Origin of the sequence: Terrabacter sp. 2RAF25 (assembly GCF_052115265.1) — a bacterium.
Classification (GTDB): Bacteria; Actinomycetota; Actinomycetes; order Actinomycetales; family Dermatophilaceae; genus Terrabacter.
In genome coordinates this window covers 130785-157648 of the sequence record NZ_JBFRGJ010000002.1, presented here as the reverse complement: position 1 = coordinate 157648, position 26864 = coordinate 130785, and the positions used below count along the sequence as shown (strand labels likewise).

At 71.4% G+C, this 26864-nt stretch carries 24 protein-coding genes, 1 tRNA gene and 1 other RNA gene; 11 read left to right on the top strand and 15 right to left on the bottom strand.

Annotated elements, in window-relative coordinates:
* Window positions 1–87 precede the first annotated feature (87 nt).
* The 4 genes from AB4091_RS03980 to AB4091_RS03965 all read left to right on the top strand — a co-directional run bounded on the left by AB4091_RS03980 (window position 88) and on the right by AB4091_RS03965 (window position 4475).
* Window positions 88–684 carry a sulfite oxidase-like oxidoreductase gene (locus tag AB4091_RS03980; RefSeq protein ID WP_442290432.1) on the top strand — a complete coding sequence of 199 codons (597 nt, stop codon included), beginning with the start codon at window positions 88–90 and terminating at the stop codon, window positions 682–684.
* A gap of 10 nt (window positions 685–694) precedes the next feature.
* Window positions 695–1420 (top strand): ferredoxin reductase, encoded by a 726-nt coding sequence (locus tag AB4091_RS03975; RefSeq protein ID WP_442290431.1) that lies wholly within the window; start codon window positions 695–697, stop codon window positions 1418–1420.
* Window position 1421: 1 nt separating this feature from the next.
* Complete coding sequence (locus tag AB4091_RS03970; RefSeq protein ID WP_442290430.1) at window positions 1422–1724, top strand: DUF6510 family protein; 303 nt, start codon at window positions 1422–1424, stop codon at window positions 1722–1724.
* Between the two features lie 114 nt (window positions 1725–1838).
* On the top strand, window positions 1839–4475 hold the full coding sequence (locus AB4091_RS03965; RefSeq protein ID WP_442290429.1) for a tetratricopeptide repeat protein: 2637 nt from the start codon (window positions 1839–1841) through the stop codon (window positions 4473–4475).
* 86 nt (window positions 4476–4561) lie between these two features.
* Here the strand turns inward: AB4091_RS03965 and AB4091_RS03960 are convergent, their stop codons facing one another.
* The 3 genes from AB4091_RS03960 to AB4091_RS03950 are packed head-to-tail and all read right to left on the bottom strand — an operon-like array spanning window position 4562 to window position 6362.
* Window positions 4562–5521: a hypothetical protein gene (locus AB4091_RS03960; protein WP_442290428.1), complete on the bottom strand. Its 960-nt coding sequence runs from the start codon at window positions 5519–5521 to the stop codon at window positions 4562–4564.
* Complete coding sequence (locus AB4091_RS03955; protein WP_442290427.1) at window positions 5518–6195, bottom strand: cytochrome b N-terminal domain-containing protein; 678 nt, start codon at window positions 6193–6195, stop codon at window positions 5518–5520. The genes AB4091_RS03960 and AB4091_RS03955 overlap by 4 nt, the downstream gene beginning before the upstream one ends.
* Window positions 6192–6362: a hypothetical protein gene (locus tag AB4091_RS03950; RefSeq protein ID WP_442290426.1), complete on the bottom strand. Its 171-nt coding sequence runs from the start codon at window positions 6360–6362 to the stop codon at window positions 6192–6194. The genes AB4091_RS03955 and AB4091_RS03950 overlap by 4 nt, the downstream gene beginning before the upstream one ends.
* A 265-nt stretch (window positions 6363–6627) precedes the next feature.
* On the opposite strand from AB4091_RS03950, the gene AB4091_RS03945 reads away from it, so the two are divergent.
* Entirely contained in the window at window positions 6628–7464 is an 837-nt protein-coding gene (locus AB4091_RS03945; RefSeq protein ID WP_442290425.1) for a helix-turn-helix transcriptional regulator, read from the top strand.
* 37 nt (window positions 7465–7501) lie between these two features.
* Here the strand turns inward: AB4091_RS03945 and AB4091_RS03940 are convergent, their stop codons facing one another.
* The gene (locus AB4091_RS03940; RefSeq protein WP_442290424.1) at window positions 7502–9079 is read right to left on the bottom strand and encodes a helicase HerA-like domain-containing protein; all 1578 of its coding nucleotides are present in this window, start codon (window positions 9077–9079) and stop codon (window positions 7502–7504) included.
* 51 nt (window positions 9080–9130) lie between these two features.
* On the opposite strand from AB4091_RS03940, the gene AB4091_RS03935 reads away from it, so the two are divergent.
* Window positions 9131–9427 carry a type II toxin-antitoxin system VapB family antitoxin gene (locus tag AB4091_RS03935; protein WP_386054628.1) on the top strand — a complete coding sequence of 99 codons (297 nt, stop codon included), beginning with the start codon at window positions 9131–9133 and terminating at the stop codon, window positions 9425–9427.
* Window positions 9428–9452: 25 nt separating this feature from the next.
* On the top strand, window positions 9453–10064 hold the full coding sequence (locus tag AB4091_RS03930; RefSeq protein WP_442290423.1) for a LytR C-terminal domain-containing protein: 612 nt from the start codon (window positions 9453–9455) through the stop codon (window positions 10062–10064).
* Between the two features lie 162 nt (window positions 10065–10226).
* On the opposite strand, the gene AB4091_RS03925 is transcribed toward AB4091_RS03930, so the two are convergent.
* The 4 genes from AB4091_RS03925 to AB4091_RS03910 all read right to left on the bottom strand — a co-directional run bounded on the left by AB4091_RS03925 (window position 10227) and on the right by AB4091_RS03910 (window position 13581).
* Complete coding sequence (locus AB4091_RS03925; protein ID WP_442290422.1) at window positions 10227–11303, bottom strand: metallophosphoesterase; 1077 nt, start codon at window positions 11301–11303, stop codon at window positions 10227–10229.
* A gap of 137 nt (window positions 11304–11440) precedes the next feature.
* Window positions 11441–12451, bottom strand: coding sequence for an ornithine carbamoyltransferase (gene argF / locus AB4091_RS03920; RefSeq protein WP_442290421.1), 1011 nt, complete (start codon window positions 12449–12451; stop codon window positions 11441–11443).
* A 43-nt stretch (window positions 12452–12494) separates the two neighbouring features.
* A complete protein-coding gene (locus AB4091_RS03915) occupies window positions 12495–13415 on the bottom strand; it encodes an MBL fold metallo-hydrolase (RefSeq protein ID WP_442290420.1) in 921 nt (306 codons plus the stop codon).
* Window positions 13416–13493: 78 nt separating this feature from the next.
* A tRNA-Ser gene (locus AB4091_RS03910) sits at window positions 13494–13581 on the bottom strand.
* 113 nt (window positions 13582–13694) lie between these two features.
* On the opposite strand from AB4091_RS03910, the gene AB4091_RS03905 reads away from it, so the two are divergent.
* Both AB4091_RS03905 and ffs read left to right on the top strand, forming a co-directional pair.
* On the top strand, window positions 13695–15032 hold the full coding sequence (locus AB4091_RS03905; protein WP_442290419.1) for an MFS transporter: 1338 nt from the start codon (window positions 13695–13697) through the stop codon (window positions 15030–15032).
* Window positions 15033–15056: 24 nt separating this feature from the next.
* An RNA gene (gene ffs / locus AB4091_RS03900) (signal recognition particle sRNA small type) lies at window positions 15057–15153 on the top strand.
* Window positions 15154–15175: 22 nt separating this feature from the next.
* On the opposite strand, the gene AB4091_RS03895 is transcribed toward ffs, so the two are convergent.
* A complete protein-coding gene (locus AB4091_RS03895) occupies window positions 15176–16249 on the bottom strand; it encodes a LacI family DNA-binding transcriptional regulator (RefSeq protein WP_442290418.1) in 1074 nt (357 codons plus the stop codon).
* A gap of 91 nt (window positions 16250–16340) precedes the next feature.
* On the opposite strand from AB4091_RS03895, the gene AB4091_RS03890 reads away from it, so the two are divergent.
* A complete protein-coding gene (locus AB4091_RS03890; RefSeq protein ID WP_442290417.1) occupies window positions 16341–17594 on the top strand; it encodes an MFS transporter in 1254 nt (417 codons plus the stop codon).
* A 190-nt stretch (window positions 17595–17784) separates the two neighbouring features.
* On the opposite strand, the gene AB4091_RS03885 is transcribed toward AB4091_RS03890, so the two are convergent.
* The 6 genes from AB4091_RS03885 to egtB all read right to left on the bottom strand — a co-directional run bounded on the left by AB4091_RS03885 (window position 17785) and on the right by egtB (window position 24014).
* A complete protein-coding gene (locus AB4091_RS03885) occupies window positions 17785–18981 on the bottom strand; it encodes a GNAT family N-acetyltransferase (protein ID WP_442290416.1) in 1197 nt (398 codons plus the stop codon).
* Between the two features lie 48 nt (window positions 18982–19029).
* Window positions 19030–20427, bottom strand: coding sequence for a hypothetical protein (locus tag AB4091_RS03880; RefSeq protein ID WP_442290415.1), 1398 nt, complete (start codon window positions 20425–20427; stop codon window positions 19030–19032).
* Window positions 20427–21083 (bottom strand): ABC transporter ATP-binding protein, encoded by a 657-nt coding sequence (locus AB4091_RS03875; RefSeq protein ID WP_442290414.1) that lies wholly within the window; start codon window positions 21081–21083, stop codon window positions 20427–20429. The genes AB4091_RS03880 and AB4091_RS03875 overlap by 1 nt, the downstream gene beginning before the upstream one ends.
* 78 nt (window positions 21084–21161) lie before the next feature.
* Complete coding sequence (locus AB4091_RS03870) at window positions 21162–21623, bottom strand: DUF3817 domain-containing protein (RefSeq protein WP_442290413.1); 462 nt, start codon at window positions 21621–21623, stop codon at window positions 21162–21164.
* A 100-nt stretch (window positions 21624–21723) separates the two neighbouring features.
* Window positions 21724–22704, bottom strand: a complete 981-nt coding sequence (gene egtD / locus AB4091_RS03865; protein ID WP_442290412.1) for an L-histidine N(alpha)-methyltransferase — start codon at window positions 22702–22704, stop codon at window positions 21724–21726.
* The gene (gene egtB / locus AB4091_RS03860; RefSeq protein ID WP_442290411.1) at window positions 22701–24014 is read right to left on the bottom strand and encodes an ergothioneine biosynthesis protein EgtB; all 1314 of its coding nucleotides are present in this window, start codon (window positions 24012–24014) and stop codon (window positions 22701–22703) included. The genes egtD and egtB overlap by 4 nt, the downstream gene beginning before the upstream one ends.
* Before the next feature lie 173 nt (window positions 24015–24187).
* Here egtB and AB4091_RS03855 point away from each other — a divergent pair, with 173 nt between their 5' ends.
* Complete coding sequence (locus AB4091_RS03855) at window positions 24188–26755, top strand: DNA polymerase III subunit gamma and tau (RefSeq protein WP_442290410.1); 2568 nt, start codon at window positions 24188–24190, stop codon at window positions 26753–26755.
* The last annotated feature ends 109 nt before the right edge of the window (window positions 26756–26864 follow it).

Sequence of the window (26864 nt, the reverse complement as noted above, 5' to 3'; positions counted from 1 at the left end):
CGCTTTTCGTCGGGTCCTTCGTCGTTTTGTCGAAGGCCGCGGGATGTGGGAGGAGCCAGCCGCCCGGACCCGGTGCGATGATCGGGCATGGGCATCGTGACCCCGGGCTTCCGCGGGCGCCGGCGTGACGACGTGAAGCTGCCGCCGGGCCAGTACCTCACCCACGACTTCCCCGTGCTCCAGGCTGGGCCCACTCCACGGGTCGATCTCGACGAGTGGTCGTTCACCGTGCGCACCGAGACCGGCGGCGAGCACACCTGGGACTGGGCGCAGCTGCTGTCCCTCCCGCAGGAGACCCTGAGCGTCGACCTGCACTGCGTGACGAAGTGGTCCAAGCTCGGCACGTCCTGGCGGGGCGTCTCGCTCGACACGATCCTGGAGGCCGTCGACACCGCAGCCGACTTCGCACTCGTCACCTCGTACGGCGACTACACCACGAACCTACCCCTCGAGGACCTGCTCGACGGGCAGGCGTGGATCGTCCACGAGTACGACGGTGAGCCGCTCGAGCCCTGGCACGGCGGACCGGCGCGGCTGCTCGTGCCGCACCTCTACCTGTGGAAGTCGGCCAAGTGGGTGACCCGCATCGAGCTGCTGCTCGATGACGAACCGGGCTTCTGGGAGCAGCTCGGCTATCACGAGTACGGCGACCCCTGGCGCGAACAGCGCTACGCGGGCGACTGACGTGTCGCGGGTGACGTGGCAGGCGGCTCACCTCGTGTCGCGAAAGGACGAGACGGCCGAGGCGGTGACCCTCGTGTTCGGTGTGCCCGGCTGGCCCGGTCACCTGCCGGGTCAGCACGTCGACGTGAGGCTCACCGCGGACGACGGCTACTCGACGCAGCGCTCCTACTCGATCGCCGCTCCCGACCACGGCGCGCAGGTCGAGCTGACGGTGCAGGTCGTCCCTGACGGGGAGGTGTCGCCGTTCGTGGCGCGTGACCTCGTGGTCGGCGATCCGGTCGAGCTGAGGGGCCCCATCGGTGGGTGGTTCGTGTGGCATCCGCAGTCGACGCGTCCGACCCTGCTCCTCGCGGGTGGATCCGGCATCGTGCCGCTGATGGCGATGCTTCGAGCGCGGCACGAGGCTGGAAACACCGCGCCGATGCTGCTCGTCTACTCGGTGCGCACGCCGGCGGATGTCATCTACGCGGACGAGCTTGCGCGACGGGCGCAGCACGACGACGGCCTCACGGTCGAGCTGCTGCACACGCGGGAGGCGCCAGTGGCTGGTGGGCGGCCGCCGGGCCGCCTGACGCGTGAGGAGCTGGCCTCCTGGATCGATGGTCTGGGTGTTGGCTCCGACGTCTTTGTTTGCGGCCCAACGGGTTTCGTCGATGCCGCGGCCGATGCGTTGGTCGACATCGGCGTTCCGGCACGGCTGGTGCGCACGGAGCGATTCGGACCGAGTGGAGGTTGAGATGACCGACTCAGACCTGACGCAGGGGCCGACTCCGTATGCCGTGCCCGACCGGGTGCTCGACGGCAACGTGCTCGCCGGTCCGTTGGGCGACGCTTTCGGCGTCGACGTCACGGTGGCCGTCGTCGTCTGCGCCGGGTGCGGGCGACGGCAGGTCGTCGCCGAGCTCGTCGTGTTCGCCTCGGGAATGGGCTCCGTCGCGCGCTGCCGCGGCTGTGGCGACGTCATGCTGCGTGTCGCCGAGCAGCGCTCCGAGGTGCTCGTGGACCTGCGGGGCTGTTCCCTGCTGAGGCTGCGCGGCTGAGGGCGCTGGTTCGGCGGGACGACCGCGTTGCACACCTCGAGCCACCGACAAAGTCCTTGACGAGCCGCGATCCCAGCGCTCACGCTCGAACCGCCAGAGTGGGAGGGAGGCGCCGTGCGTCAGCTGCCGTCCGGGACGGTGACGATGCTGTTCTCCGACATCGAGGGGTCGACCCGGATGTTGGGCCGTCTGGGTCGCCGGTACACGGCCGCACTCGACGGCCACCGCGACGTCCTGCGCTCCGCGTGGGCTGCCCACGGGGGAACCGAGATGGGCACCGAGGGGGACAGCTTCTTCGTCGTGTTCCCGACGGCCGAGGCCGCGGTGAAGGCCGCCGTGAAGGCCCAGCGGGGGCTCGAGACCTACGCGTGGCCCGGCGACGAGCGGGTTCGTGTCCGCATGGGCATCCACACCGGGTCGCCGCAGGTCCACGACGACGACTACGTCGGGATGGACGTGCACCGCGCAGCCCGCATCGCCTCGTCCGCCCACGGCGGGCAGGCCGTCCTGTCGTCGGCGTCTGCCGAGCTGGCTCGCGGCGCCCTGCCTGTCGGCGTCGGGCTCAAAGACCTCGGCTCCCACCGACTCAAGGACATCCCGGAGCCGGAGCGGCTCTTCCAGCTCATGGTCGACGGGTTGCGCAACGACTTTCCCACCCTCCGGACCCTCGGCGCCGCGTCCCGCCTCCCGGTGCCGACGACCCACCTGGTCGGACGTGGGCAGGCGGTCGCGGACGTGGTCGCCCTGGTGCGGTCGCCCGAGACCCGCCTCGTCACGCTCACCGGGCCGGGCGGCTCGGGCAAGACGCGGCTCGCGCTCGAGGTGGCCAGGAACCTCGTGGCGACCTTCCCGGACGGGGTCTTCTTCGTGCCCGTGGCGTCGGCCACCACGCCAGAGGTGACCTGGACGACGCTCGGTGACGTCCTCGAGGTGCCGCGGGGCAGCCGCCAGCCGCCGCGCCTGTTCGAGCAGCTGGGCCACCGGGCCGCCCTCTTCGTTCTGGACAACCTCGAGCAGCTCAGCGAGGCCGACGTCATCGTCTCGGAGCTGCTGGCGGCGGCTCCGCACGCGGCAGTCGTGGCGACCTCGCGCCGGCCGCTGGCCGTGCCCGGTGAGCACCTCTACCCGGTCCAGCCCCTGGGCCTGCCGACCGGCTCGACCGTGGCGGACGCCGAGGCGTCCCCCGCGGTGCAGCTGTTCCTGCAGCAGGCGCGGAGCGTACGCCCTCACTTCCGGCTGACGCCGGAGAACGTCGCCGCGGTGACTGCGATCTGCCGGCACCTCGACGGCCTGCCGCTGGCCATCGAGCTCTCGGCAGCACGGACCCGGCTGCTCGGCCCGCAGGCGCTCCTGCGCCGGATCGACACGACGCTGGACCTCGCCTCGATGAGCCGGCAGGGCCCGCCGAGGCACCGGACCCTGCGCGAGACCGTCGCGTGGTCCTACGACCTGCTCCCCGAGAGGCAGCAGGAGCTCTTCCGCCGGCTGGGAGTGTTCGCGGGGGGCGCTGACCTCGAGGCGGTGATGGCGGTGGCGCTCCCCGCCGCGTCGGGCGACCGGCGCGCCGAGCCCCTCGACCTCGTTGCCGACATCGTCGACGCCAGTCTCGGGACCGTGGCCGAGGCGCCTGACGGTGAACCGCGCATCACCCTGCTGGAGACGATCCGGTCCTTCGCGCTGGCGGAGCTGCGCGCCACGGGTCAGCTCGACGAGGCACGCTCCGCCCACACCGCCCACTACCTGGCCGTCGCCGAGCGGCTCAAGGCGACGCGCGACTCCGACCACCTCCTCGCCCTCGGCCAGGCGGAGGTCGAGCTCGACAACTTCCGCGAGGCCCTGATCTGGGGGCTTCGGCACGGCGGAGCGACAGACGCCGCCGATGCCGCGGCTCCGGCGACCGCCCTTCGGTTGGCGACGTCGCTCGGGTGGCTCTGGTACACGGGCGGATACGTCATCGAGGGGTGCCGCTGGCTGGAGCTCGCGCTCGAGCGCGACAAGAGCGGCCCCTCGGGAGACGTCGCCGAGTGCCTCGCGACCTACGCCAACCTCCTCATCGCCCGGGGGGAGGCCGACCGCGGCGCCGAGCTGGCCGCCCGGGGCCTGACGATGGCGCGCGATGTCGCGGACGAGGAGCGAGAGGCCTTCGCGATGGGGATCGCGGGGACGGCCCAGCTGCACTTGGGGGAGCTCGACTCCGCACGGCAGACCTTCGAGGAGTCCCTGTCGCTGCACCGGCGGATCGGCAACCCGTCCAGGCTCACCCGTGCCCTGGGCAACCTCGCCGGCGTCGAGGAGCAGCTGGGTCACTTCGCGCGCGCCGAGGAGCTGACCAAGGAGGCGCTGGAGATCGTCACAGCGGAGGGTGACGTGCACGAGGCAGCGGTCCAGGGTCAGAACCTCGCGAACCTGCTGGCGGCGGATGGGCGGCCCGACGAGGCATGGCGGCTCGCCGGGTCCCTCGCCGACCAGATCGTGCGGCTGCGCAGCCCGAACCTCACCATGGCGTTCGCCAACACCTGCATGAACATCCTCATCGGCCTCGGGGACCCGGTGCCCGCCGCGCACCTGCTCGGCGCCGAGGAGGCCATGAGAGACCGCCTCTCGCTGGCGAACCCCTACCAGGAGGAGGAGCGGGCCGAGGCCTGGGCCGCGGTGGAGGGCCGCATCTCCGCCGAGGACTGGGCGCGGGAGATCGGGGTGGGGCGGGAGTCCTCGGTGGAGGACCTGCTCGTCGGCCTCGACGGCGGCTGACCGGCGACCCGGGGGGCCCACTCCCTCTCGATCCGCGGACGGGAGTCGAGCGGCCGGGCGTCCGCGAGGTCGTGGTCGCCGCCAACCTAGCGGCGTGCCGACCGCCAGATGAGGCGGTGCACGCCCAGGTGCTTGGGGAGCGTGCGCAGTCCGGGGATCCACGGAACGCAGATGAAGGCGATGCTGAGCAGGACCATCAGGGTCCACACCTGGATGTCGGCGTTGTCGGAGGTCGAGAAGGGCGGCACCTGGTACCAGAAGGAGTAGAGCCACAGCCAGGGCTGGCCGGGGTAGTTGCCGGTCTCGTTCATGATGCCCCACTGATCACCACCCAGGTTCTGCTCGCGCGCCTGGTCCTCGAGGTAGGTGCCGTCGGCGAGCAGCAGCAGCGCCTTGGTGCTGTCGACCCCGAAGAAGCTCGTGCGAGTGGTGAGGAGTCCTTCGAGGGCGCCGCTCGCGGCGAGACGCACCTCGGCCTTGCCGAGCTCGGGCACCGGGCCGTAGTCACCGGCCGCCACCTTGGCGGCGTCGCCGTCGGGGGCCGCAGCGAGCGCGTCGGAGTATGCCGTCGCCCACGCGGTCTGCTGGTCGGCGCCGGCGCCGTCCCAGACCTTGAGCGCAGCCACGGCGGCGGCGTCGTCGGTCAGGGTGCGCACCGGGTCGAGCACGAAGTCCTTGGCCGAGTCGATGGGTTCGGTGACGCCGGGGAGCTTCTGCAGGTTGATCGGTCCGAGCGTCTGCCCCTCGGCGTTGGTGTTGTACGGGGCGCCGTATCCCGCGCTCGTGCTCGTGCCCGCGAGCTCGGCGCTCGCCGTGGCGATGACGTCGTTCGGGGCCTTGGTCGCCCACTCCTGAAGGGTGATCGCGGGGTCGTCGGGCGAGGAGAAGACCAGTGCTGCGAGCACGGACAGGACGGTCATCACGCCGAGCGCGATGACGAACTCCTTGACGAGGTCGTAGTGCCGGGTGGGGAACCCGTGCGAGTCTGGCGCCCAGGTGGAGCTCCGTGTCGCGGTGTGCTCCACGTGCTTCGTCGCGGTGCTCATGGCCGACCACCTCTCGGATCCGCTGGTGTCGTCGTGGGCTCGTCCCAGCCGATGGGCGGCACCACCCCGCGCCGGCGAACGAGGACCAGGTGGATGACGACGATGACCCCCACCACGAGGGGCAGCAGGGCGACGTGCCACAGGATCATCTGGCCGACGTTCATGACGTTGAAGTAGGCGCCGACCGCGGCAGCGTTGAGGCCGTCCTTGGCTTGTGTCGTGATCCACTGCGAGTCGAAGTTGGTCTGCATGAGATAGCCGGTGAAGGCCGTTCCGAGCGAACCGAAGAACGCGAGCGCCCCTGTGGCCCAAGTGAGCCCGCGCCGACCGCGCCAGGCGGCCATGAAGAACTTGCCCCACAGGTGGATCACCATGGTCGCGAAGAAGAGCTCGACGCTCCAGAGGTGCACGGAGTTCACGAAGTGTCCGACGCTGCTCGTGTGCCACCACGTGATGCCACCCAGGGTGAGCACGAGGCCGGAGCCGATGACGACGGCGAGGCTCGCCAGGCAGGCGACGCCGAAGACGTAGATCCATGACGCCACGTAGGCCGGCTGCCGGTCGGGCAGCCATTGACCCCTGGGCACGAGTCCCTCGATCCACGAGCTGAGCCCTGCGGACCAGCTGTCGTGCGGTCCGCGCTGCAGCGGTGTCGAGGCGTGACGCGTGCTCATCGGTCGTCCCGGCGAGAGCCCGGGAAGGGCAGCACGATAGCCAGCACGAACACCAGGATCATCGCGAGGATCACGATGAGGTTGGCGACCGTGATGGTGACGAAGCCCCACTGGACGACAGCCCCTGCCGGGACCGGCTTCGTGATGGCGAGAACCTGACTGGTCATGCGGAGTCTCCAGTCGCTGAAGGGTGTGTGTTCCCCTGCCAGTCGCGCAAGTACTACTACGCCTTGTAAGAGTACGTCCGTGTCGCGGGCGGCGCAGGAAAATGCGACGCGCCCTCCACGGAGCCTTCAGACCCGACGCAGCCCCGCCTCAGACCCGACTCCGCCGTCAGCTGCGCCCGCCCCGCGCGCGGCCGCAGCGTCCTGCGAGACCGGGCACGACGGCATACGGCGCCTCGGGCCGATGGCCACTGGCAGGATGGCCGCCATGACCACGGACGTCCCGCTCAGCGTGCGCACCCCCTCACCGCTGGGGGAGTTCCTCCGCGCCCGACGCAAGCAGCTCGCACCCGAGGACGTCGGCATCAGGCGCGCCAAGGGACGCCGACGCGTCGGCCTGAGCCGCACCGAGGTCGCCGAGCTCGCGAACATCTCCGTCGCGTACTACGACATCATCGAGCGCGGCCGCGACCTGCGCCCGAGCAAGAGCGTCCTCGACGGGCTCGCCCGCGCGCTCAAGCTCGGCACCGACGGACGCAACCACCTGCACGCCCTCGCCACCGGAGCGCCGTCGCGCCGGCCGCAGGCCCCCGAGGAGCTCACGGAGGAGCTCGAGGAGCTGCTCGACTCCATCGACCCGAACCCCGCCTATGTCGTCGGCGCCCGCTGGGACGTGCTCGGCGCCAACCACACCGCCTGCCAGCTCTTCACCGACTGGGAGAGCAAGCGCACCAAGCGCGAGCGCAACCTGCTGTGGTTCTACTGCTGTGACCCGGCTGCGCGTAGCCTCTTCGTCGACTGGGAGCAGGAGGCCGCCGACCAGCTGGCACTGTTCCGCGAGGCGTACGCGCGCCATCCCGACGACCCGTCGTTCAAGCGCGTGCTCGATGAGATCTTCAAGGCCAACCCGGCCACCGTCGAGTGGTGGGAGCGGCACGACACCGACCCGACCCGGGGTCGTACCAAGAGGATCCGGCTCGACACCGGCCAGGTCATCCAGCTGCGTCAGCTCGTGCTGTCGGTCGCCGACGAGCCCGACATCCGCGTCATCAGCTACTTCGCCGACGTCGACGGCGACCTCGACGACATCGAGCTCGACCTCTAGGCGAGGGCGTCAGCGCGAGGGCGTCAGCGCGAGGGCGTCAGCGCCTACGCGTGCCGAAGATGCTGCGCGTGATCTCGCGACCGATGACCGTGCCGGCCGACCGGAGCATCGACTTGAACGCGGAGCTGCCGGCGACCTGGGCGATGATGCTCGGCTCCTCCTTCGGCGCGCGCGTCGGGGCGGAGGCGGGCCCCGTGCCCGCGGGTGCCGGGGCCGGCGCGGCCTGCTGCGGCGCGGGAGCGGCCTCGAGGCGCTTGGCGAGCAGCTCGTAGGCCGACTCGCGGTCGACGACGTCGGCGTACTTGGCCTTGAGCGGCGAGGCGTTGATGACGGCGTCCATGGTGGCCTGCGGCGAGGGGTCCATCAGGGAGTTCGGCGCCTTCATGCGCGTCCAGGCCACCGGTGTCGGCACGCCCTTGTCGGAGAGCACCGTGACGACGGCCTCGCCGATGCCGAGGCTCGTCAGGAGCTTCTCCATGTCGTATGCCGTGTGCGGGTAGGTCGCGATGGCCTGCTTGAGCGCCTTGGCGTCGTCGGGGGTGAAGGCGCGCAGCGCGTGCTGGACGCGGTTGCCGAGCTGGGCGAGCACGCCCGACGGGACGTCCTTCGGGGACTGGGTGACGAAGAAGACGCCGATGCCCTTGGAGCGGATCAGCCGCACCGTCTGCTCGATCGCGTCGAGGAAGGCCTTGCTCGCGTCGTTGAAGAGCAGGTGCGCCTCGTCGAAGAAGAAGACGAGCTTGGGCTTGTCGACGTCGCCCTCCTCCGGCAGGTCGTGGAAGAGGTCGGCGAGCATCCACATGAGGAACGTCGAGAAGAGCTGCGGGCGGTCCTGCACCTGGGGCAGCTCGAGGCAGGAGATGATCCCCTTGCCGTCCGGGCTCGTGCGCAGCAGGTCGCTCGTCCCGAACTCGGGCTCGCCGAAGAACGCGCCGGCGCCCTGGTCCTCGAAGGTGATGAGGTTGCGCAGGATGACGCCCGCGGTCGCGCTCGAGAGGCCGCCGAGGTCCTTGAGGTCGGCCTTGCCCTCGTCGGACGTGAGGTGGCTGATGACGGCCCGGAGGTCCTTGAGGTCGAGCAGCGCCAGGCCGTTCTTGTCGGCGTAGTGGAAGATCAGCCCGAGGCTGCTCTCCTGCGTGTCGTTGAGGCCGAGCACCTTGCTGAGCAGGGTGGGGCCGAAGCCGGTGATCGTGGCGCGGATCGAGATGCCGCTGCCCTTCCCGCCCAGCGTGTAGAACTCGGTGGGGTATGCCGTCGCAGCCCACGGCATACCGACGTCGGCCGCGCGCGCGGTGATCTTGTCGCCCCCCTCACCAGGCGTCGCGAGGCCCGACAGGTCGCCCTTCATGTCGGCGAGGAAGACGGGCACGCCCTGGTCGGCGAGCTGCTCGGCCATCAGCTGGAGCGTCTTCGTCTTGCCGGTGCCGGTCGCGCCGGCCACGAGGCCGTGCCGGTTGAGCACACTGAGCGGGATCTGGACGGGTGCGTCGGCGTGGGCCTGTCCGTCGACGACCGCGGCACCGAGCTTGAGCACCCCGCCCTCGAACGCGTAGCCCGCGCGGATCTCGTCGATCTGGCTGCTGTCGGTGGACTCCGAGGCTGGTGTCTGGGTCACCTGTCGAACTCTAGCCGTCGCCCTGACATGTTCGATGTCTATGCTGACCCGGTGATTTTCAAGGCCGTCGGCGACTCCCGCCCGTACCCCGACCACGGACTCGAGACGACCAAGGACTGGTCGAACGTCCCCCCACGGGTGGTGCAGCTCGGCGAGCTCATCACCACGAAGAGCACCCTCGACCTGCGCAACCTCCTCGCCGACGACTCGACGTTCTACGGCGACCTCTTCCCGCACTGCGTCGAGTGGGAGGGGCAGCTCTACCTCGAGGACGGCCTCCACCGGGCTCTACGCGCCGCGCTGCAGCAGAGACCTGTCCTCCACGCCCGAGTCCTCGTACTCTCCTGACACGGCGGCTCGACCAGGAGCGCCGATGAGCGAGGGAGGGCGGATGCCGGACGCGAGCAGGGACGCGGCGGATGCTGGCAGGGATGCGGTCAGGGATGCTGGCAGGGATGCGGGCCAGGACGCTGACCGCACGTACCACGTGCGGCGTCAGCGCCGATCTGCGATCGTCATCGCGCTCGTCGTGCTCAGCATGGCGGGGGCGTTCTACTACGCCTCCACCTACTTTCGCGACACGACGCCCAAGCCGGGCCCGTGCACGACCGTGCAGCCGCAGCAGGCGCTCTCGCCGCAGGACGTCAGTCTCAACGTCTACAACTCGACCAACCGGGCAGGCCTGGCCAAGACCGTCGCCACCGCGGCCATCGACCGCGGCTTCAAGGTCAAGGCGGTCGCCAACGACCCGAAGAAGGCCGTCGTCAAGCAGGTCGCCCAGATCCGCTACGGCCCCGAGGGGGCGGCGTCGGCGCGCCTGGTCAAGGCGCACGTGCCGGCCGGCGTCCTGGTCAACGACAAGCGCAAGGGCGACACGGTCGACCTCGCCGTGGGGCAGGCGTGGAAGGCCTTCGGCAAGGAGCCGGCCCCGGCCACGCCCACCCAGACCCTGCGCCAATGCCCGACGGTCACCGTCGAGCCCTGACCCGTCGCCCCACCCCCACCCCTGACCCACCACTCCCCGTCCCCTGACCGTCGAGAGGCCAAAGTTTGTCGCTCCTCGCACGTCGAGAGGCCAAAGTCCGTCGCAGACTCTGGCCTCTCGATGTGCAGGGGCCGCGAAGTTTGGCCTTTCGACGGGTGGGCTTCAGGAGGCGTAGGGGATGCGCTGCCAGGAGAGGACATGCTCCGCGCCGGGCCGGTCGACCGTGACGACGAGGTAGTCCTTGTTGTTGTTCGAGCCGTCGACCGTGACGCGCTCGAGGTTCTCGGCCGAGCCCCTGATGCCGTAGAAGTCCAACCACTTCGAGCCGGCGGCCAGCGGGCGGTCGGAGTTGTAGAGGTGGCTGTCGCCGTTGAAGAGGTAGACCTCTCCGTCGAAAGCGTTCGACTGGGCCACGAGCTCTCGCACGAGCGGCTGGAAGGCCGAGTTGTCGGCCCACGTCACGTCGTAGGTCGGGTCGAACATGTCGGCCTGCACGAAGAGGGCGACCGCGCGGTCGTGCCGCTGACGCGCCGACGCGAACGCCGAGCGCACCTGCGAGACAGCGTTGTTCATGCGCGCCTGCTCCTCGGCAACCTGGGCGGCCGTCGGGCTCGTGAAGCCGAGCTCGGGCCAGGGGAGCAGCCCGTTGTTGCTGCCGACGACGTGCAGGGTCGCGATGTCGACGCCCTGGCGGCGGAACGTGACGTTCTCGGGGAAGCCCGCCGCGGCCTGCGACGCGACGGTCATGTCGGCGCCGAGGGTGTGGCCGGGGGTCGGGAAGAAGGTCGACCGGACCGCCGACAGTCGCTCGAGGGGGTTGTAGGTGCCGTTGTTCGTGCGGTGGCAGTCGGTCCACTCGTTGTCGCCCGGGGTGTAGACGAGCGGCATGGTGAAGCGGTCGAACTGCGTGCGGATCATCGAGAAGTACGCGTTGGTGCACGTCGACGAGCCGTTCTTGATGTCGCCGACGTGGATCGTGAACGACAGGTCGGGGGTCGCGTTGATCTGGTCGACCCAGCGCGGGAAGGCGGCCACCTGCGCGTCGCCGTAGGGCACGTCGCCGATGACGGCGAAGGAGTAGTGGCCGTCCTTCTGCTGGCCGGGAGCCGTGGCCGAGGCGGCCGCGCCGGCCGACGTCGACGCCGGCGTGTCAGCCGCCTGCGCGGCGCCGACACCGGCGGGCAGGAGAACGAGCGCGGTGGCAGCCACCGCGAGGACATGGGTGCGGGAGAAGTGCATGGTGCCGTTTCTCCCGTACTGCGGTGGAACGGCACTACCGCTGCTGCGTGAACGTCAGGCGTCCGCCGGGCGGCCGGGACCGGCCTCGGGGTCGTGCCGCTCGATCACCGTGGCGTGCAACGTGGTTCGCTGCGACCTCAGAGCGAGACCAGGGTCGCCACCATGAGGGCCTTGATGGTGTGCATGCGGTTCTCGGCCTGGTCGAAGACGACTGACGCGGCGGACTCGAACACGTCGTCGGTCACCTCGAGCTCCTTGAGGCCGAACTGCTCGTGCACGTCCTGCCCGACCTTGGTCTCGAGGTCGTGGAAGGCGGGGAGGCAGTGCATGAACTTCACGCGCGGATTCTCTGTGGCCGCAAGCATCTCCGCGTTCACCTGGTAGGGGGAGAGCATCTCGATGCGCTCGGCCCACACCTCCTTGGGCTCGCCCATCGACACCCACACGTCGGTGTGCACGAAGTCGACACCGCGTACGCCCTCTGCCACGTCCTCGGTGAGCGTCACGCGCGCACCGGTCTCGGCGGCATACCTCTTGGCGATGGCGACGACGTCGTCGGAGGGCCAGAGCGGCTGCGGTGCGACGATGCGCACGTCCATGCCGAGGATGGCGCCCGTGACGAGCAGGCTGTTTCCCATGTTGAACCGCGCGTCGCCGGCGTACGCGTACGCGATCTGCTCGTCGGGCTTGCCCGCGTGCTCGCGCATCGTCAGGACGTCGCAGAGCGACTGCGTCGGGTGCCAGTCGTCGGTGAGGCCGTTCCAGACCGGAACCCCGGCGAAGGCACCGAGCGTCTCGACGATGTCATGCCCCGCGCCGCGGTACTGGATGCCGTCGTAGAAGCGGCCCAGCACGCGGGCCGTGTCCTTGGCCGACTCCTTGTGGCCGATCTGCGAGCCGCTCGGGTCGAGGTAGGTGGTGCTCGCGCCCTGGTCGGCCGCGGCCACCTCGAAGGCGCAGCGGGTGCGCGTCGAGGTCTTCTCGAAGACGAGCGCGACGTTCTTGCCCGTCAGTCGTCGCTCCTCGCGGCCCTCGCGCTTCGCGGCCTTGAGCTCTGCGGCGAGGTCGAGCAGCGCCCGGAACTCGTCAGGCGTGAGGTCGATCTCCTTGAGGAGGTTGCGGCGGTGGAGCGATGAGAGGGCGGTCATCGGCCGATGCTGTCAGGGCCGGGCCTCGTGCGGCAATCCGATCTCAGCCGGACCGGCCGATCAGCCAGCGCAGCCGCTCGACGAGGGCGCGTGCCTGCAGCGGCACGACGACGCTCGCGCCCTCGCCGACGCAGAAGACGACGTCGTCGAACCGGTGGATGCCCGGGCGGTGGGCGACCTGACGGAAGTCGTCGCGGACGGCCCTCAGCTGCGCGACCGTCATGAACGGCGGTGGCTCGTCGGGCTGGTAGCGCGAGCCGAGTGCGTAGTCGCGGCCCGGCCGGCGCGTCATCTCGACGTGGCAGCCCAGCACGTGGGCGGCGTCGCGCTCCTCGGCGAAGGCGACGAGGCGGTCGAGCGCGTCGAGGAGGGCGTCGGGGTCCTCGACGTAGATGCGTCCGGGGTAGACGGTGTCGCCCGTGTGGAGCAGTCCCGTCATCGGGTCGAAGACGGCGATGGACGCCGCGTGGTGGCCCGGGATGCCGAACACCTCGAGTGCCCGGTCGCCGAGCTCGAACGTGCGCACCTCTGACGGCCAGTCGGTGACGCCGAAGAACGCGCGCACCGCGGAGACGTCGTGGCCGACGACGGTCGTGTGCGGACGGTCGGCGAACGCCGCGTCGCCGGCCACGTGGTCGCCGTGCCCGTGAGTGTGTGCGACGACGAGGGCGTATGCCGTGCCGCCGGGTGTGGTGGAGGTGTGGCGCTCGAGCAGCCGGTCGACGGTGCGCCGCAGCTCGGCGCCGTCGACGGCGCCGGTGTCGAGCAGGAGGGCGCGGTCCGTGCCCAGCATCAGGAGGATGAAGGGGGCCTCGAAGGTGAGGTCCTTGCTCTGCCGGATGAGCACGGTGCCGGGAGCGAGGTCATGGACCTGGAGCGGCGGGTCATGGCGGTGTCGGGGTGAGCGTGCGCCGTGGATCCAACGGACGTCGGTGTCGAGCCGCACGCGCTCCGGATGGGACATGGGTCCATTCTCGTGGGCGGCCTGACGTCGCCAACGACAACGGCCCCCTCGCGCTGGACGCGAGGGGGCCGTTGCCAATGGCGGAGGATGGGGGATTTGAACCCCCGAGGGTTTTATCCCAACACGATTTCCAATCGTGCGCACTAGGCCACTATGCGAATCCTCCGTCGCGCAGGCTACCGGAGGCGGGGCGTTCCCAAGAAATCGACGGTGCCAGGGGCCGACGACACAGGCGAAAACGGGGCGACGGGTGTCGGTGCTCGACGGCAGACTCGGCCGGTGAGCTCGACGACGACCGCCCGACCCCCGCTGTCCTCCTTCTGGCGCGACCTGCCGCGCGAGGGGCGTCTGCTGATCTCGACCGTCGTCTTCCAGTCGATCGGCACCGGGCTCGTGCTGCCGTTCATGGTCGTCTACCTCCACGAGGTTCGCGGCATCGCGCTCGAGACCGTGGGGCTGCTGCTCGCGCTCCAGGCGGGTGTCGGCATCGTCATGGTCACGCCCGTCGGCGCCCTCATCGACCGCATCGGGGCACGCAAGGTCTACGTCAGCAGCCTCGTCGCGCTGCTGCTCGCCGACGTCGTCCTGGCGTTCGCCACGACCACCGGCCAGGCCGCGGCCGCGCTCGTGCTCATGGGCTACGGCTTCGGCATCGTCTGGCCGGCCTCGAGCGCCCTCATCGGAAACCTGATCCCGTCCGACCAGCGGCAGCGCTACTTCGGCATCAACTTCACCCTGCTCAACCTCGGCATCGGCATCGGCGGGGTCGTGGGCGGGCGGTTCGTCGACGTGTCCCGTCCCGGCACGTTCACCGCCGTCTACCTGCTCGACGCGCTCAGCTACGTCCCCGCGCTCGTCATCCTGCTGGGTCCGCTGCGGCACGCCCGCGACCGCATCGACCGCCCAGCCGGCGACGACGGCGCATCGATCTCCTACCGCGCCCTGCTGCGCGACCCGCGCCTGCGGGCCCTGCTCCTGCTCGTTGCCGTCGCCGCCCTCGTCTCCTACCCGCAGCTCAACGCAGGCCTGCCCGCCTACGCGCGCGCCGAGGGCCAGATCTCGACCGAGGGCCTCGGCTACGCGTTCGCCGCCAACACCGTCGTCATCGTGCTGCTCCAGCTCTTCGTGCTCCAGCGCATCGAGGGCCGGCGACGCACGCGGGTGGCCGTCGTCATGGCGGTGACGTGGATGGTCGCGTGGTCGCTGCTCGGGGCGACCTCGCTGGTGCCCGGCACCGTCGTGGCCACGGTGCTGCTCTGCGCGTGCGCCGGTGTCTTCGGCCTGGGCGAGACGATGCTCCAGCCGACGAGCGCCCCGATGGTGAACGACCTGGCGCCCGACCACCTGCGCGGCCGCTACAACGCGCTCAGCTCGCTCATGTTCTCGGTCGCGTTCGTCGTCGGTCCGGTCGTGGCCAGCTTCCTCATCGGGCGCGACCTCGGCATGGTCTACATCGGCTTCCTCGTCGGCGGCTGCGTCCTGCTCGCCGTGATCGCTCTCGCCGTCGAGCGGCACCTGCCCGCCCACGTCAACGGCCTGCGCATCAGCGGTCCGGACGTCCACGAGGCAGGGCCCGACTCGTCGGCACCGGTCGCGGAGGGGCGGATTTCCGGCTGACGATCGCGGCGGCATACACTCGCTGTCGGCACCCCGCGTGGTGGTACCTCTCCGAACTCCCCCAGGGCAGGAATGCAGCAAGGGTAGGAGAGCTCTTCCAGGTACGCGGGGTGTCCCTTTTCCCTTGCGGGCGCGGCTCGCCGTCAGCGGGGAGCGGCAGTGGTCGTGCCCTCCCGCAGCGTGACCGGCGCCGTGGCGCTGCGCGGTCGCGTGCCGTCGAGCCGGCGGCGCACGAGCCGGCCGATCATCCGCCCGCGCTCGCGACCCTGCTGGTCCATCGTCGTGATGCGGTGCGGAAGCCACGGCAGGTCGACCCCGTCGAAGCCGGTGACGCTGAGGTCGTCGGGCACGCGCAGCCCGAGCTCCTCGGCAGCGATGATGACCCCGGCTGCGATGACGTCGGACTGTGCGACCACCGCTGTCGGGCGGACGTTCTCGGGGACGTCGAGCAGGGCGCGGCCGGCGATGATGCCACCCTCCACCGACGAGCCGTCACCCGTCTGCACGACAGTCACGTCGGGTCCGAACACGTCCCTGAAACCGAGCAGCCGCCCGATCGAGGGGATGCCGACGCCGGCCTCCACCGCCAGCTCGTCGCGCACCGGGCCGGGCTCACCCATGCCGGCGAGGGGCATGGCGACCGAGGCGACCCGCCTGTGTCCGAGGGCACGCACGTGGCGCGAGATCTCGGCGAACGAGCCGCGCTCGTCGATGCGCACCTGAGTCACGCGGCGGTCCGCCGGCACGCCCGTGCTGAACATCGGGATGCCACGGGCGGCCAGGTGCTCGACGGCGGGGTGGTCGCCGGGGCCGCACAGGGAGAACACCAGGGCGTCGAGCGCGAGACCTGCAAGCTGCGGCACGACCGACTGGGGGTCCTCGGTGGGCTGGGCGAGCAGGAGCATGCCGGTCGGCACGCGCTCGAGCTCCTCGGCGAGCCCGTCGAGCACGGCGACCGCGAACGGGTCGCGGAAGGCCAGCTGGAGCCGGCCCTCGACGAGCACCCCGACGGCCCCGGCCCGGCCCTGCCGCAGCGACGAGCCCAGCGGGTTCGGACCGGTGAAGCCGAGCTCGGCCGCGGCGGCGCGCACCTTGTCGCCGGTGGCCGCAGCGACAGGTCCCTTGCCGCTGAAGACGAGGGAGGCCGTCGAGACCGAGACGCCGGCGCGCTCGGCGACGTCGCGGAGCGTAGGGCGGGCTTGACCTCGGGCGACCATGGGAGGCATGCTATCGAAACGATTCGAGTCGAAACGATTCGACATAGGTTTCCGCTGTTGTTGCTCCCGCTGTCCCTGAGAGGCTTGTCGCATGTCCGCCGCCAGCGCCCCGCCGGCCGCCACCGTCCGCACGGCCAGGACGGCCGTCTTCACCGCGTTCGCAATCAACGGCGCCGCCTTCGCAGCGTTCGCCTCGCGCGTGCCCGACCTCAAGCACGAGCTCTCGCTCTCTGCCGGCCAGCTCGGTGTCACGCTGCTCGCCGCGTCGCTGGGGTCGGTCATCGGGCTGCCGATCTCGGGCTGGATCGTCCACCACCTCGGCGCAGCCCGCACCCTGCTCGGCGCCGCCCTGGTCCAGAGCGTCGGCTTCGTCGCCGTAGGGATCGGGGTCACGGGTCTGCAGAACCGCGGCGTCGTCATGGCCGGGCTGTTCCTCGTCGGCATGGGAGCCGGCGTCTTCGACGTCGGCATGAACCTCGAGGGCGCCTCCGTCGAGCGGCTGCTCGGGCGTGCCGTGATGCCGCACTTCCACGCGGCCTTCAGCGGCGGCACGGTCGTCAGCGCGCTCATCGGCGCCGGGCTCTCGGCCATGCACGTCTCCATCGGCGCGCACCTCGTCGGCGTCGTCGTCATGCTCGTCGTCGTCACCCCGTGGTTCCTCAGGGCCTTCCTCGCCCGGTCGGTCGAGTTCGACGAGCACGGCAGCGAGGTCAAGCAGAAGGCCGGCATCGCCTCCGCCTGGCGAGAGCCGCGCACGCTGCTCATCGGCGTCGTCGTGCTCGCTGCGGCCTTCACCGAGGGCACGGCCAACGACTGGGTCGCGGTCGCGCTCTCGGACGGTTATGGCCTCGAGCGCTGGCTCGGCGTCGTCGCCTTCGCGGTCTTCCTCACGGCGATGACCGCGGGACGCCTGCTCGGCACCCGCCTGCTCGACCGGCGCGGCCGCATCCCCGTGCTGCGCGTCCTCTTCGTCTCGGCCGTCGTCGGCTGTCTGCTCGTCGTCTTCGGCGGCCCGGTGCTCGCCTTCGTCGGCGCAGCGATCTGGGGCGTCGGTGCCAGCCTGGGCTTCCCCGTCGGCATGAGCGCCGCCGCCGACGACCCTGCTCGCGCCGCCGCACGCATGAGCGTCGTCTCGACCATCGGCTACACGGCGTTCCTCGCCGGGCCGCCACTGCTCGGCTTCCTCGGCGACCACGTGGGTGTGCTGCACTCGCTGCTCGTCGTCGGCGCGATGGCCGTCGTCGCACTCCTCGCCCTCCCGGCGGTGCGCAAGCCCGAGAAGGTCACGGGCGACAAGGTCGAGAGCGAGCGCGTCGAGCCCGAGCAGACCCCCCGCCCCGCCTGACCACCGCCCCCACCCCTGATCGAGAGAACACTCCGTCACGCGCCTCCGTGACGGAGCGTTCTCTCGATCGGGGTGTGGGGGGCGCGTGAGCGGGCGGGGGCGCACGGAGCGTTCTCTCGATCGGGAGGGTGTCGTCGGCCTCCTGATCGAGAGAACACTCCGTCAGGCGCTTTCTCGATGGCGGGTGGGGTCAGAAGTACTCGGTGATGTAGGGCGCGGCCGCGAAGACGGCGTCGAGTTCAGCGTCACCGTCGTCGCTGCCGCCCGAAGCCAACCCGGCCTGGCGTACGCGTGACACGGACCAGCCGCACCACAGCGCCGACAGGCCGCGCGCGCCCACCTCGAGCGGGGGAGCGCCCGACGTGGGCTCGTCGCGGGTGGCGGTGCCACGGCCCCCCGAGACCGAGAGGGTCCACGTGCCGCTGTTGGCCGGCGCTTCGGGGTCGTCGACGACGAGCCGGGCCGCCACCGAGGTGTGCGCGCCGAAACCGCGACCGGGGAAGGCTGCGGCCAGGTCGATGACGCGGCCCATCCACGGGGTCTGCTGCACCTCGTTCGCCGCCAGGCCGCCGAGGGCGAGAGTCAGCGGATCGCGCGGGTCGAGGTAGGTGTGCACGGTCGGTGCCGCAGAGGAACCGGACCCGACAACACCCCAGAGCGCCGCCGCCGACTCGGGCGAGCCTGCCACCAGGTGCTCGACGGTCACGGTCGCGTCGGACAGGTCGTAGACGACGAACCCGTCGGAGGCCACGTAGCTGATCAGCTCCTCGCGCTCGAGCATGCCGCGGAACGTCTCGGCCGTCGGCACCATCGGTCCGCTCGCGCCGTGCCTCACCTGCGCGTCGCGAGCGAGGTCGTGCAGCCGCTGGGCGTCGTCGGGAGTGGCCGGTCGCACGACGGACCTGCTTGTGTCAGTGGCTCGCCCGGAGACCGAGGATGCGAGGTCGCGAAGCAGGTGGCCGGCATACGTCGTCCTCGTCTGGGCGCCGCCGATCTCGTAGCCCGAGCGCCGATAGAGCGTTGCGGTCGTCGGGAAGAGGCACGACACCACGTCGCCGAGCTCGCCCATCCGGGCGATGAGGGCGCGGGTGAGTGTCGTCGCGACCCCGCCGCCACGGGCGCTCGGTTCGACGTAGACGCCCGCGACCCCACCCATCCGGAGGTGGCGGCCGCCCCAGGCCTGCTCGTACGGCCGGATGCGTCCGGCACCGAGCACCCGGTCGGACTCGTCCACGACGGCGATCATCCGGCCGCCCAGCGTCTCGGCCGAGACACGCCTCCACCAGTCCTCGCCGCCGGTGCTGAGCGGCCCGAACGAGCGGTTGCGGATCGAGAGGACGGCGGAGAGGTCGGCGTCGACGACGTCACGGGTGCGGAGCTGGCTCATGGCCTCGAACCTAACGATCGACGGCGCGGCCCGCGATCGGGTTGTCGCTCAGCTGCGGTGCAGGTAGGTGAGACGGCGCACTCGTGAGATCGACCAGAACAGAAGGGCGTACGCGAGCCAGCTCACCGCCGACAGCCACGTGTAGTTCCCGGCCTTGGTGAGCACTGCCACGAGCGATCCGACGACGACGACGCTCAGGGCGGGCAGGGCGTACCAGGCCACGACCATCTGCGGCCGCAGCACGAACGTGGGGGAGCCGCGAAAGGCCGCGAACACGTTGCCCGCGACGACGAGCACCAGGACGAGGACCAGCGACAGCACGGCGCTCGGCGGCACCGAGGCGAAGGCGGCCGTGACGGCGACCCAGCCGCCGAGCACCAGCGCCGTCAGGACGGTGGGCGCGACGAGGTGCGCGGCGGCTTCGGTCACCTCGGTGGTGCCGAGCAGCGACGGGGTGCCGACGTTGTCGGCCTGCAGGCGCAGGCCCTCGGCCCACGCCCCGAAGCCGAGGTAGAGGGGGAGCAGCCCGATCGTCGCGGCGATGCTGGGGGCCACCGGCTGCGCGAAGGCCCACGTGACGACCGCCCCGCCGAGCAGGGTGAGCCCGAGGCCCGAGAGGAAGGCGCCGGGCGTGCGCCTGAGGCCGAGGACGTCGCGGCGGACCAGCACGCCGAACGGTCGTCCCGAGCGCAGCCGGGCGCTGCGCCCGTGGTGCACGGGGCGCGTCAATGCCAGCCGGGCGGTGCGCAGGTTGCCGGTCAGGGCGGAGCCGGCGAGGGTCGAGGTGTTGGCCGAGTGGGCGCGCAGCGACTCGGCGTGCAGCTCGCGCAAGGCATCCGGCGCGCGCCAGAGCAGCGTGAGCCCACGGTCGGGCCCGGGCCACGAGTGCACCTGGGACCACAGCCACAGGCGGGTGGCCAGCACCCCGAGCGCCGTGCCGGCCACCGCCGCCACGGCGATGGTGCCCACCCCACCGAGGTGGGCGAAGGCGAGTCCGGCGCCGACCGTCAGACCGCCGAGCGCACCGAGGAAGACCCCTCCGACGGCCGCGTAGCGCCACCAGCGACGCAGCGCCAGAGCGCGGTCGAGCGGGGCCGGGAGCACCAGGTCGATCCACGGCATGGGCGGCACGACCGGACCGCGGAACCGGCCCGCGAAGACCACGGCGCCGAGCAGGGCGGCCACCGACGCGACGAGCAGGGCGATGGCGACGGGTGAGCTCAGCTGCTGGCCGAGGGACCCGGCGTCCGACGTGCGGAAGACGGCCTGGACGATCGGCAGGCCGTAGACGAGGGCGCCGAGGAAGGCGACGTAGCCGGCATACAGGCCCTGCTGCCTGGCCTTGCGGGCGGCGTCGCCGCCGATCACCCAGTCGGCCTGACCGAGCAGGTCGTGGTCGTCGTAGTCGACCGTGGGCTGCCCGGCCTCGGCCGGCTCGCTCGTCATCAGCGTGCGGGGACGACGTCGACGACCCGGCTGGCGAGGCTCGCCGTGAGGTCGGGGTCGTGGCAGGCCATGACGACGGTCGTGCCGTCCGACGTGCGCTCGCGGATGAGGTCGGCGACGACCTGACGCTTCGTGGTGTCGAGCCGCTGCTCGGGCTCGTCGAGCAGCACGACGGTCGAGGGGCGCGAGAAGGTGAGGGCGAGGCGGAACAGCTGCTCCTGGCCCGACGAGAGCTCGTGCGGGAAGCGGTCGTCGAGGTGGGCGATGCCGAGCCGGTCGAGCAGCGCGAGGCCCCGCGCATCGGACGACGCCGGCTCGCCGCCCCATGTGGAGTCGATGAGGACGAGGTGGTCGATGAGGGTGAGGTCACGGTAGGTCGTCGGGGCGCCCAGCAGGGCCGCCACGGCTGCTCGCACGGCGCGGTCGCGCTCGTCGGCGTCCCGGCCGCCGATCGTCGCGGAGCCCACGGTCGGCACGAGCAGGCCACCGATGATGCGCAGCAGCGTCGTCTTGCCCGACCCGTTGGGGCCGCGCAGCACGACGCACTCGCCGGGGTCGGCGCTCACGTCGGTGGGCAGCAGCAGGGTGGTCTCGTCGATCGTCTTGCCGACGCCCTCTGCCCGGACCTCGCCGCTCAGCACCGCGACCGCAGCCATCTCGCCTCCTCGGCATCCCCGCCGCGGCTCGGTGCCCGGCTGGACGACACCGTATGCCGTACGGCTGGGGCGGCGGTGTCAGCCCTGGTTGGAGACGGGTGGGCCGACGAGCAGGGCGACTCCCGTGAGGGCGACGACGGCGAGCAGGCCCACGCCGACGGCCACCAGTGGGCGGGCGAGCAGGGTGGCGACGACGCGCTCGGCCGGGTTGGTCGGCGTGTCACCCCCACGGCGGAGGCGCCAGCCGCCGTCGAGGCGCCCACGTCGCTCAAGGCGTCGCTCCCACCAGACCGTGAGGAAGGGCGGCACGGCACTGAGCAGGCCGAGCAGGCCCTCGCGGACGGTCCAGCGCTGGTTGACCCAGAGCAGCACCGTGACGAGGCAGTAGGCGATGAAGACGACGCCGTGGGCGAGGCCGAAGACCTTGACACCGAGCTCGGTGGTCTTCGTGACGTACTTGAGGACCATCCCGACGAGCAGCAGCGCCCACGTCACCACCTCCGCGACGGCGATCCGGCGGTACAGGGTGCGAGGGGTCATGTGGGCGTCTCCTACGTCGTGTCGTACTCGAGCGCCCAGTGTGCCAAACGCGCAGGACCCTTCGGTGTTGCGGGGTGTTCTTTCGATCGGGGAGGTGGGGTCAGGTGTCGCGGCGGGCCAGGGTGAGGGCGAAGTCGCCGTCGGGGTCGGTCCACGTGCGCTCGACCGCGAAGCCGGCGGCCCCGAGCTCGTCGCGCAGGCTCTCGTGCCGGAACTTCGTCGAGATCTCGACGCGGATCTCCTCGCCGTGCGCCAGGTCGAACGTCAGGTCGGCACCGGGGATGCTCACCCGCTGCGGCATGTCGGCGCGCAGCCGGAGGTCCATCCGCTCCTGGCGCGGGTCCCAGAACGGGACGTACGAGAAGGCCTCGATGTCGAAGTCGGCCCCGAGCTCTCGGTTGAGCACCCGCAGGCAGTTGGTCACGAACCTCGCGGTGACGCCGCGGCTGTCGTCGTAGGCGGCGATGAGCCGGTCGGTGCTCTTGACGAGGTCGGTGCCGAGCAGGAACCAGTCGCCGGGCTCGAGGCTGTCGTGCAGCGCTCCGAGGAACGCCGCGCGCTCCTCGACGTAGAAGTTGCCGATGGTGCCGCCGAGGAAGGCGACGAGCCGTCGGTCGCCGCGGGGGAGGTGCCCGAGGTGCAGCGTGAAGTCACCGACGAGAGCCTCGACGCGCAGCGACGGGTAGCGCTCGGAGAGCATCGCCGCCGCGTCGCGCAGCGTCTGCTCGGAGACGTCGACCGGGACGAAGCGCTCGAGTCGCCCGGCCGAGGTGAACGCGTCGAGGAGCGTGCGGGTCTTGTCGCTCGTGCCGCTGCCGAGCTCGACGAACGTCGTCGCGTCGCAGGCCGCCACGATGTCGCCGGCGTGCTCGCGCAGGATCGTGCGCTCGCACTCGGTCGGGTAGTACTCGGGCAGCCGGGTGATCTCGTCGAAGAGGTCGGAGCCGACGTCGTCGTAGAGCCACTTCGGCGGCAGGGTGCGCGGCTGCGAGCCGAGCCCGCGGCGTACGTCGGACACGAGAGACCCCGACGCCCAGTCGGGGTCGAGAGCGACGGTGACGACAGGCTCGTGAGCAGTCATCGACGAGCACCTCCATCGGCGAGACGGACCCCGGACAGGGCCCAGCGGGATGCGGGCGGGAAGAAGTTGCGGTAGCTCGCCCGCGCATGACCTGCCGGTGTCAGGGCACAGCCGCCTCGCAACACCATCTGCCCCGACATGAACTTGCCGTTGTACTCGCCGATGGCGCCGGCTGGTGGGTGGTAGCCGGGGTAGGCGAGGTACGCGGAGGAGGTCCACTCCCAGCAGTCGCCGTAGACCTGGCGCAGGTGCCCCGTCGGCGGCCCGGCCGGGCGGGGGTGGAAGGTCTGGAGGTCGGCGAGGTTGGCGCCGGTCGCGGGCGGCTGCGACTGCCCGTCGGCGACGACGGCGTGCTCCCACTCGCCCTCGGTGGGCAGCCGCTTGCCGGCCCACGTGGCGTACGCGTCGGCCTCGTAGTGGCTGACGTGGCTCACCGGCAGCCCGGGGTCGACCGGGCGGGTGCCGCTCAGTGTGTGCTCGAACCAGACCCCGTCGTGCTGACGCCAGTAGAACGGCGCGTGCCAGCCCTCGGCGCCGACGCGTGCCCAGCCGTCGGAGAGCCACAGCTCGTGGCGCTCGTAGCCGCGGTCGGCCATGAACTCGAGCCACTCGCCGTTGGTGACGAGGCGGTCGGCGAGGCGGTAGGGCTCGAGCCACTGCTGGTGCAGCGGCAGCTCGTTGTCGAAGGAGAACCCGGCGCCGCGGTGCCCGACCTCGACGAGGCCGCCCTGCACGTCGACCCAGCCCAACGGGTCGGGCTCGGACGGCGTGAGGGGGGTGCCGGCATACGTGGGCTGGAGCGGGTTGACCGACAGGACGTGCTTGATGTCCATGAGGAGCAGCTCCTGGTGCTGCTGCTCGTGGTGGAAGCCGAGCTCGATGGTGGAGGAGAGCTTCTCGAGCGCGCCGCCGTCGAGTGCGGTGACGAGGTCGCGCATGCGGGCGTCGACGTTGTCGCGGTAGAGGCCGACGTCGTGGGCGCCGGGGCGGGTGATGTGACCACGCTCGGCGCGGGCGTAGCGGGGCCCGATGCCTTCGTAGTAGCTGTTGAACAGGAACCAGTACTGGTCCTGGTAGGGCGTGAACGACGGCTCGTGGTCGGCGAGCACGAAGGTCTCGAAGAACCACGTGACGTGGGCGCGGTGCCACTTCGTCGGCGAGACGTCGGGCATCGACTGGACGGTCTGGTCCTCGGGCGAGAGCGGAGCGGCGAGGGACTCGGTGTGGGCGCGGACCTCGTCGTAGCGGGCCACGAGGGTGTCGGCGTCCCAGCTTCTCGCCGCGGACACGGGCTGGATCGGATCGGGCATCGTGACCTCCTCCTGGGGTCGCTGACGGCGCTCGTTGCACCCGGACCTTGAGTGCCTTCGACCCTAGGTCGGTGCGCCGACAGCCACCACCCCGTTGCCGGCTCCCACAGCGAACCGTCAGGTCCTGTTCACCGGGCGGACCGGCGTCGGCGCGGACGGTTAGGGTTTCCCGCATGGCCACCGCCCTGTACCGCCGCTACCGGCCCGAGAGCTTCGCCGACGTCATCGGGCAGGAGCACGTCACCGAGCCGCTCATGCAGGCGCTGCGCACGGGGCGGGTCAACCACGCCTACCTCTTCAGCGGCCCGCGGGGCTGCGGCAAGACGACGAGCGCGCGCATCCTGGCCCGCTGCCTCAACTGCGAGCAAGGCCCGACGCCCGAGCCGTGCGGCACGTGCGACTCGTGCGTGGCGCTCGCGCGTGGCGGGTCGGGCAGCATCGACGTGATCGAGATCGACGCCGCGAGCCACGGTGGCGTCGACGACGCGCGTGACCTGCGCGAACGCGCCTCCTACGGCCCCGCGCAGAGCCGCTTCAAGATCTACATCATCGACGAGGCGCACATGGTGACGCCGCAGGGCTTCAACGCGCTGCTCAAGATCGTCGAGGAGCCGCCCGAGCACGTGAAGTTCGTCTTCGCGACCACCGAGCCCGAGAAGGTCATCGGCACCATCCGCTCGCGCACGCACCACTACCCCTTCCGCCTCGTCCCGCCGGCAAAGCTCACCACCTACATGGAGCGCCTCCTCGAGTCCGAGCAGGTGGCCGTCCAGCCGGGTGTCCTCTCGTTCGTCACGCGCGCCGGCGGCGGATCGGTGCGTGACTCGCTGTCGGTGCTCGACCAGCTCATCGCCGGGTCCGGTCCTCAAGGTCTGACCTACGACGGTGCGGTCTCGCTCCTGGGCTTCACCGACGGCGAGCTGCTCGACAGCACGGTCGACGCGCTCGCGGCAGGCGACGGCGCCGCCACCTTCCGGCAGATCGACAAGGTCATCGAGTCAGGGCATGACCCACGCCGTTTCATCGAGGACCTCCTCGAGCGGCTGCGCGATCTCATCATCGTCGCGGCCATCCCCGACGGGGTCTCGCAGGTGCTGCGCGGCGTGCCCGAGGACCAGCTCGAGCGGATGCGGGTCCAGCAGTCGGCGTTCGGGCCCGGAGCCCTGTCGCGGGCCGCCGACATCGTCAACAGCGGCCTCACCGAGATGACCGGCGCCACCGCGCCGCGCCTGCAGCTCGAGCTGATCTGCGCGCGCATCCTCCTCCCCGGGTCGTCGGGCGAGCAGGGGTATGCCGCCCGCCTCGACCGTCTCGAGCGTCGCCTCGACGTCGGCGGCGTTCCCAGCGCCTCCGGCGGCGTCGGTATGCCGTCCGCCGCAGCGCCCGCGCCCCAGCCGGTCCCCGCGTCGTCACCGGCGGCTGCTCCGGCCGGGGTGAGCGCTCCGGGTCGCACGGTCTCCGACTACACCCCACCCTCGAGCGGCGCCTCCGGTGGCTCCTCGCACTCCGCCGGAGGGATGGGAGGCGGTGGGCGTTCGAACGTCGGGGCCGTCATCGGCCCCGACGACGCCGGGCGCGTGGACGCCGCTCGCGCCGAGGTCGGTGCGCCGCCCGTCGGGACGCCTCGCGAGTCTGTGGGCGGCCCCTCCGTCGTCGCCGACGGCGGCGACCGGGGTGCGCTGCAGGCGGGCGCCGTTGCGCGCCCCGACGAGTCCGCTGCACGGGTCGCGGCTGCACCGGTAGCGGCGACCCAGGCCGCCGAGGGGTCGGCTCCCGACGGCGAGGCGGCCGGGCAACCGGCACCGGCGGCGACGGGCGGCATGGACACCGACGCGATCCGCCGGGCGTGGCCCAACGTCCTCGGCCGCATCTTCACGATGCGCCGACTCACCTGGACCTTCGTCTCGCAGAACGCCCAGGTCACCTCCTTCGACGGCCGCACCCTGAAGCTCGGCATCGCGACCGCGGGCCTCACCCAGACCTTCCGTGCCGGCAACCACGCCGACATCGTGCGGCAGGCCCTCATCGACGAGCTCGGCGTCGACGCCGTCGTCGACGGCGTCCACGTCGAGGCCGCCCAGCAAGCCCCTGTCGCTCCGCCCGCCGGGGCAGTGCCGGCAGGACCTCCCGATCCCGAGCCGTCCGCCCCAGGCGGATCGGGCACCTCCTCCGATCCGGTCGACGGTGGCGCCTCGCGCGGGTCGTGGGGTGATGCCGGCGCGGGTCATGAGTCCGCCCGCGCGGCGGGCGGCGACCAGAAGGGCGGCGACCAGAAGGGCAACCAGCAGGGCGGCGCCCCGCGCACCGATGAGCGCGGTGCCTCGTCACTCGCGGACTCGGGTCTGAGCCCCACCGCGGGTCGCTCGCACGAGGAGAACCCCGGTTGGGGCGCCGTGACCGGCCCCGCGCCCGACTGGGCCACCGGACCTTCGGCGCCCGAGCCGGCGGCCGACACCCAGCCGGCCCCCGGTGCCTCCAGCTCGTCCTCGACCGGGTCGGTCGACGCTGCTCCCACCGGATCGGCGCTGCGGGGAGCGAGCGCGGTGCGACAGTCGTTCGCGCAGGCTCGCTCGCGGTCCGCGTCGTCACGATCGAGCGACGACGACCAGCCGCCTCAGCCGGTCACCGACGACTCGGCCGTGAGCGACGACGACGAGGACATCGAGCAGTCCGGCGACATCGGCCGCGCCGTCATCGAGAAGGTGCTCGGGGGCCGCGTCGTGCAGGAGCTCGAGGACTAGCCACCTGCAGCGTGGTGGCCGCGGGTGGCTCCTCGGCATTGGGTCGTGAGGTGATTCATGCCGGCTGGGTCATCTGACGACCCAACGCAGAGCGCGCGGGCTGAGGCAA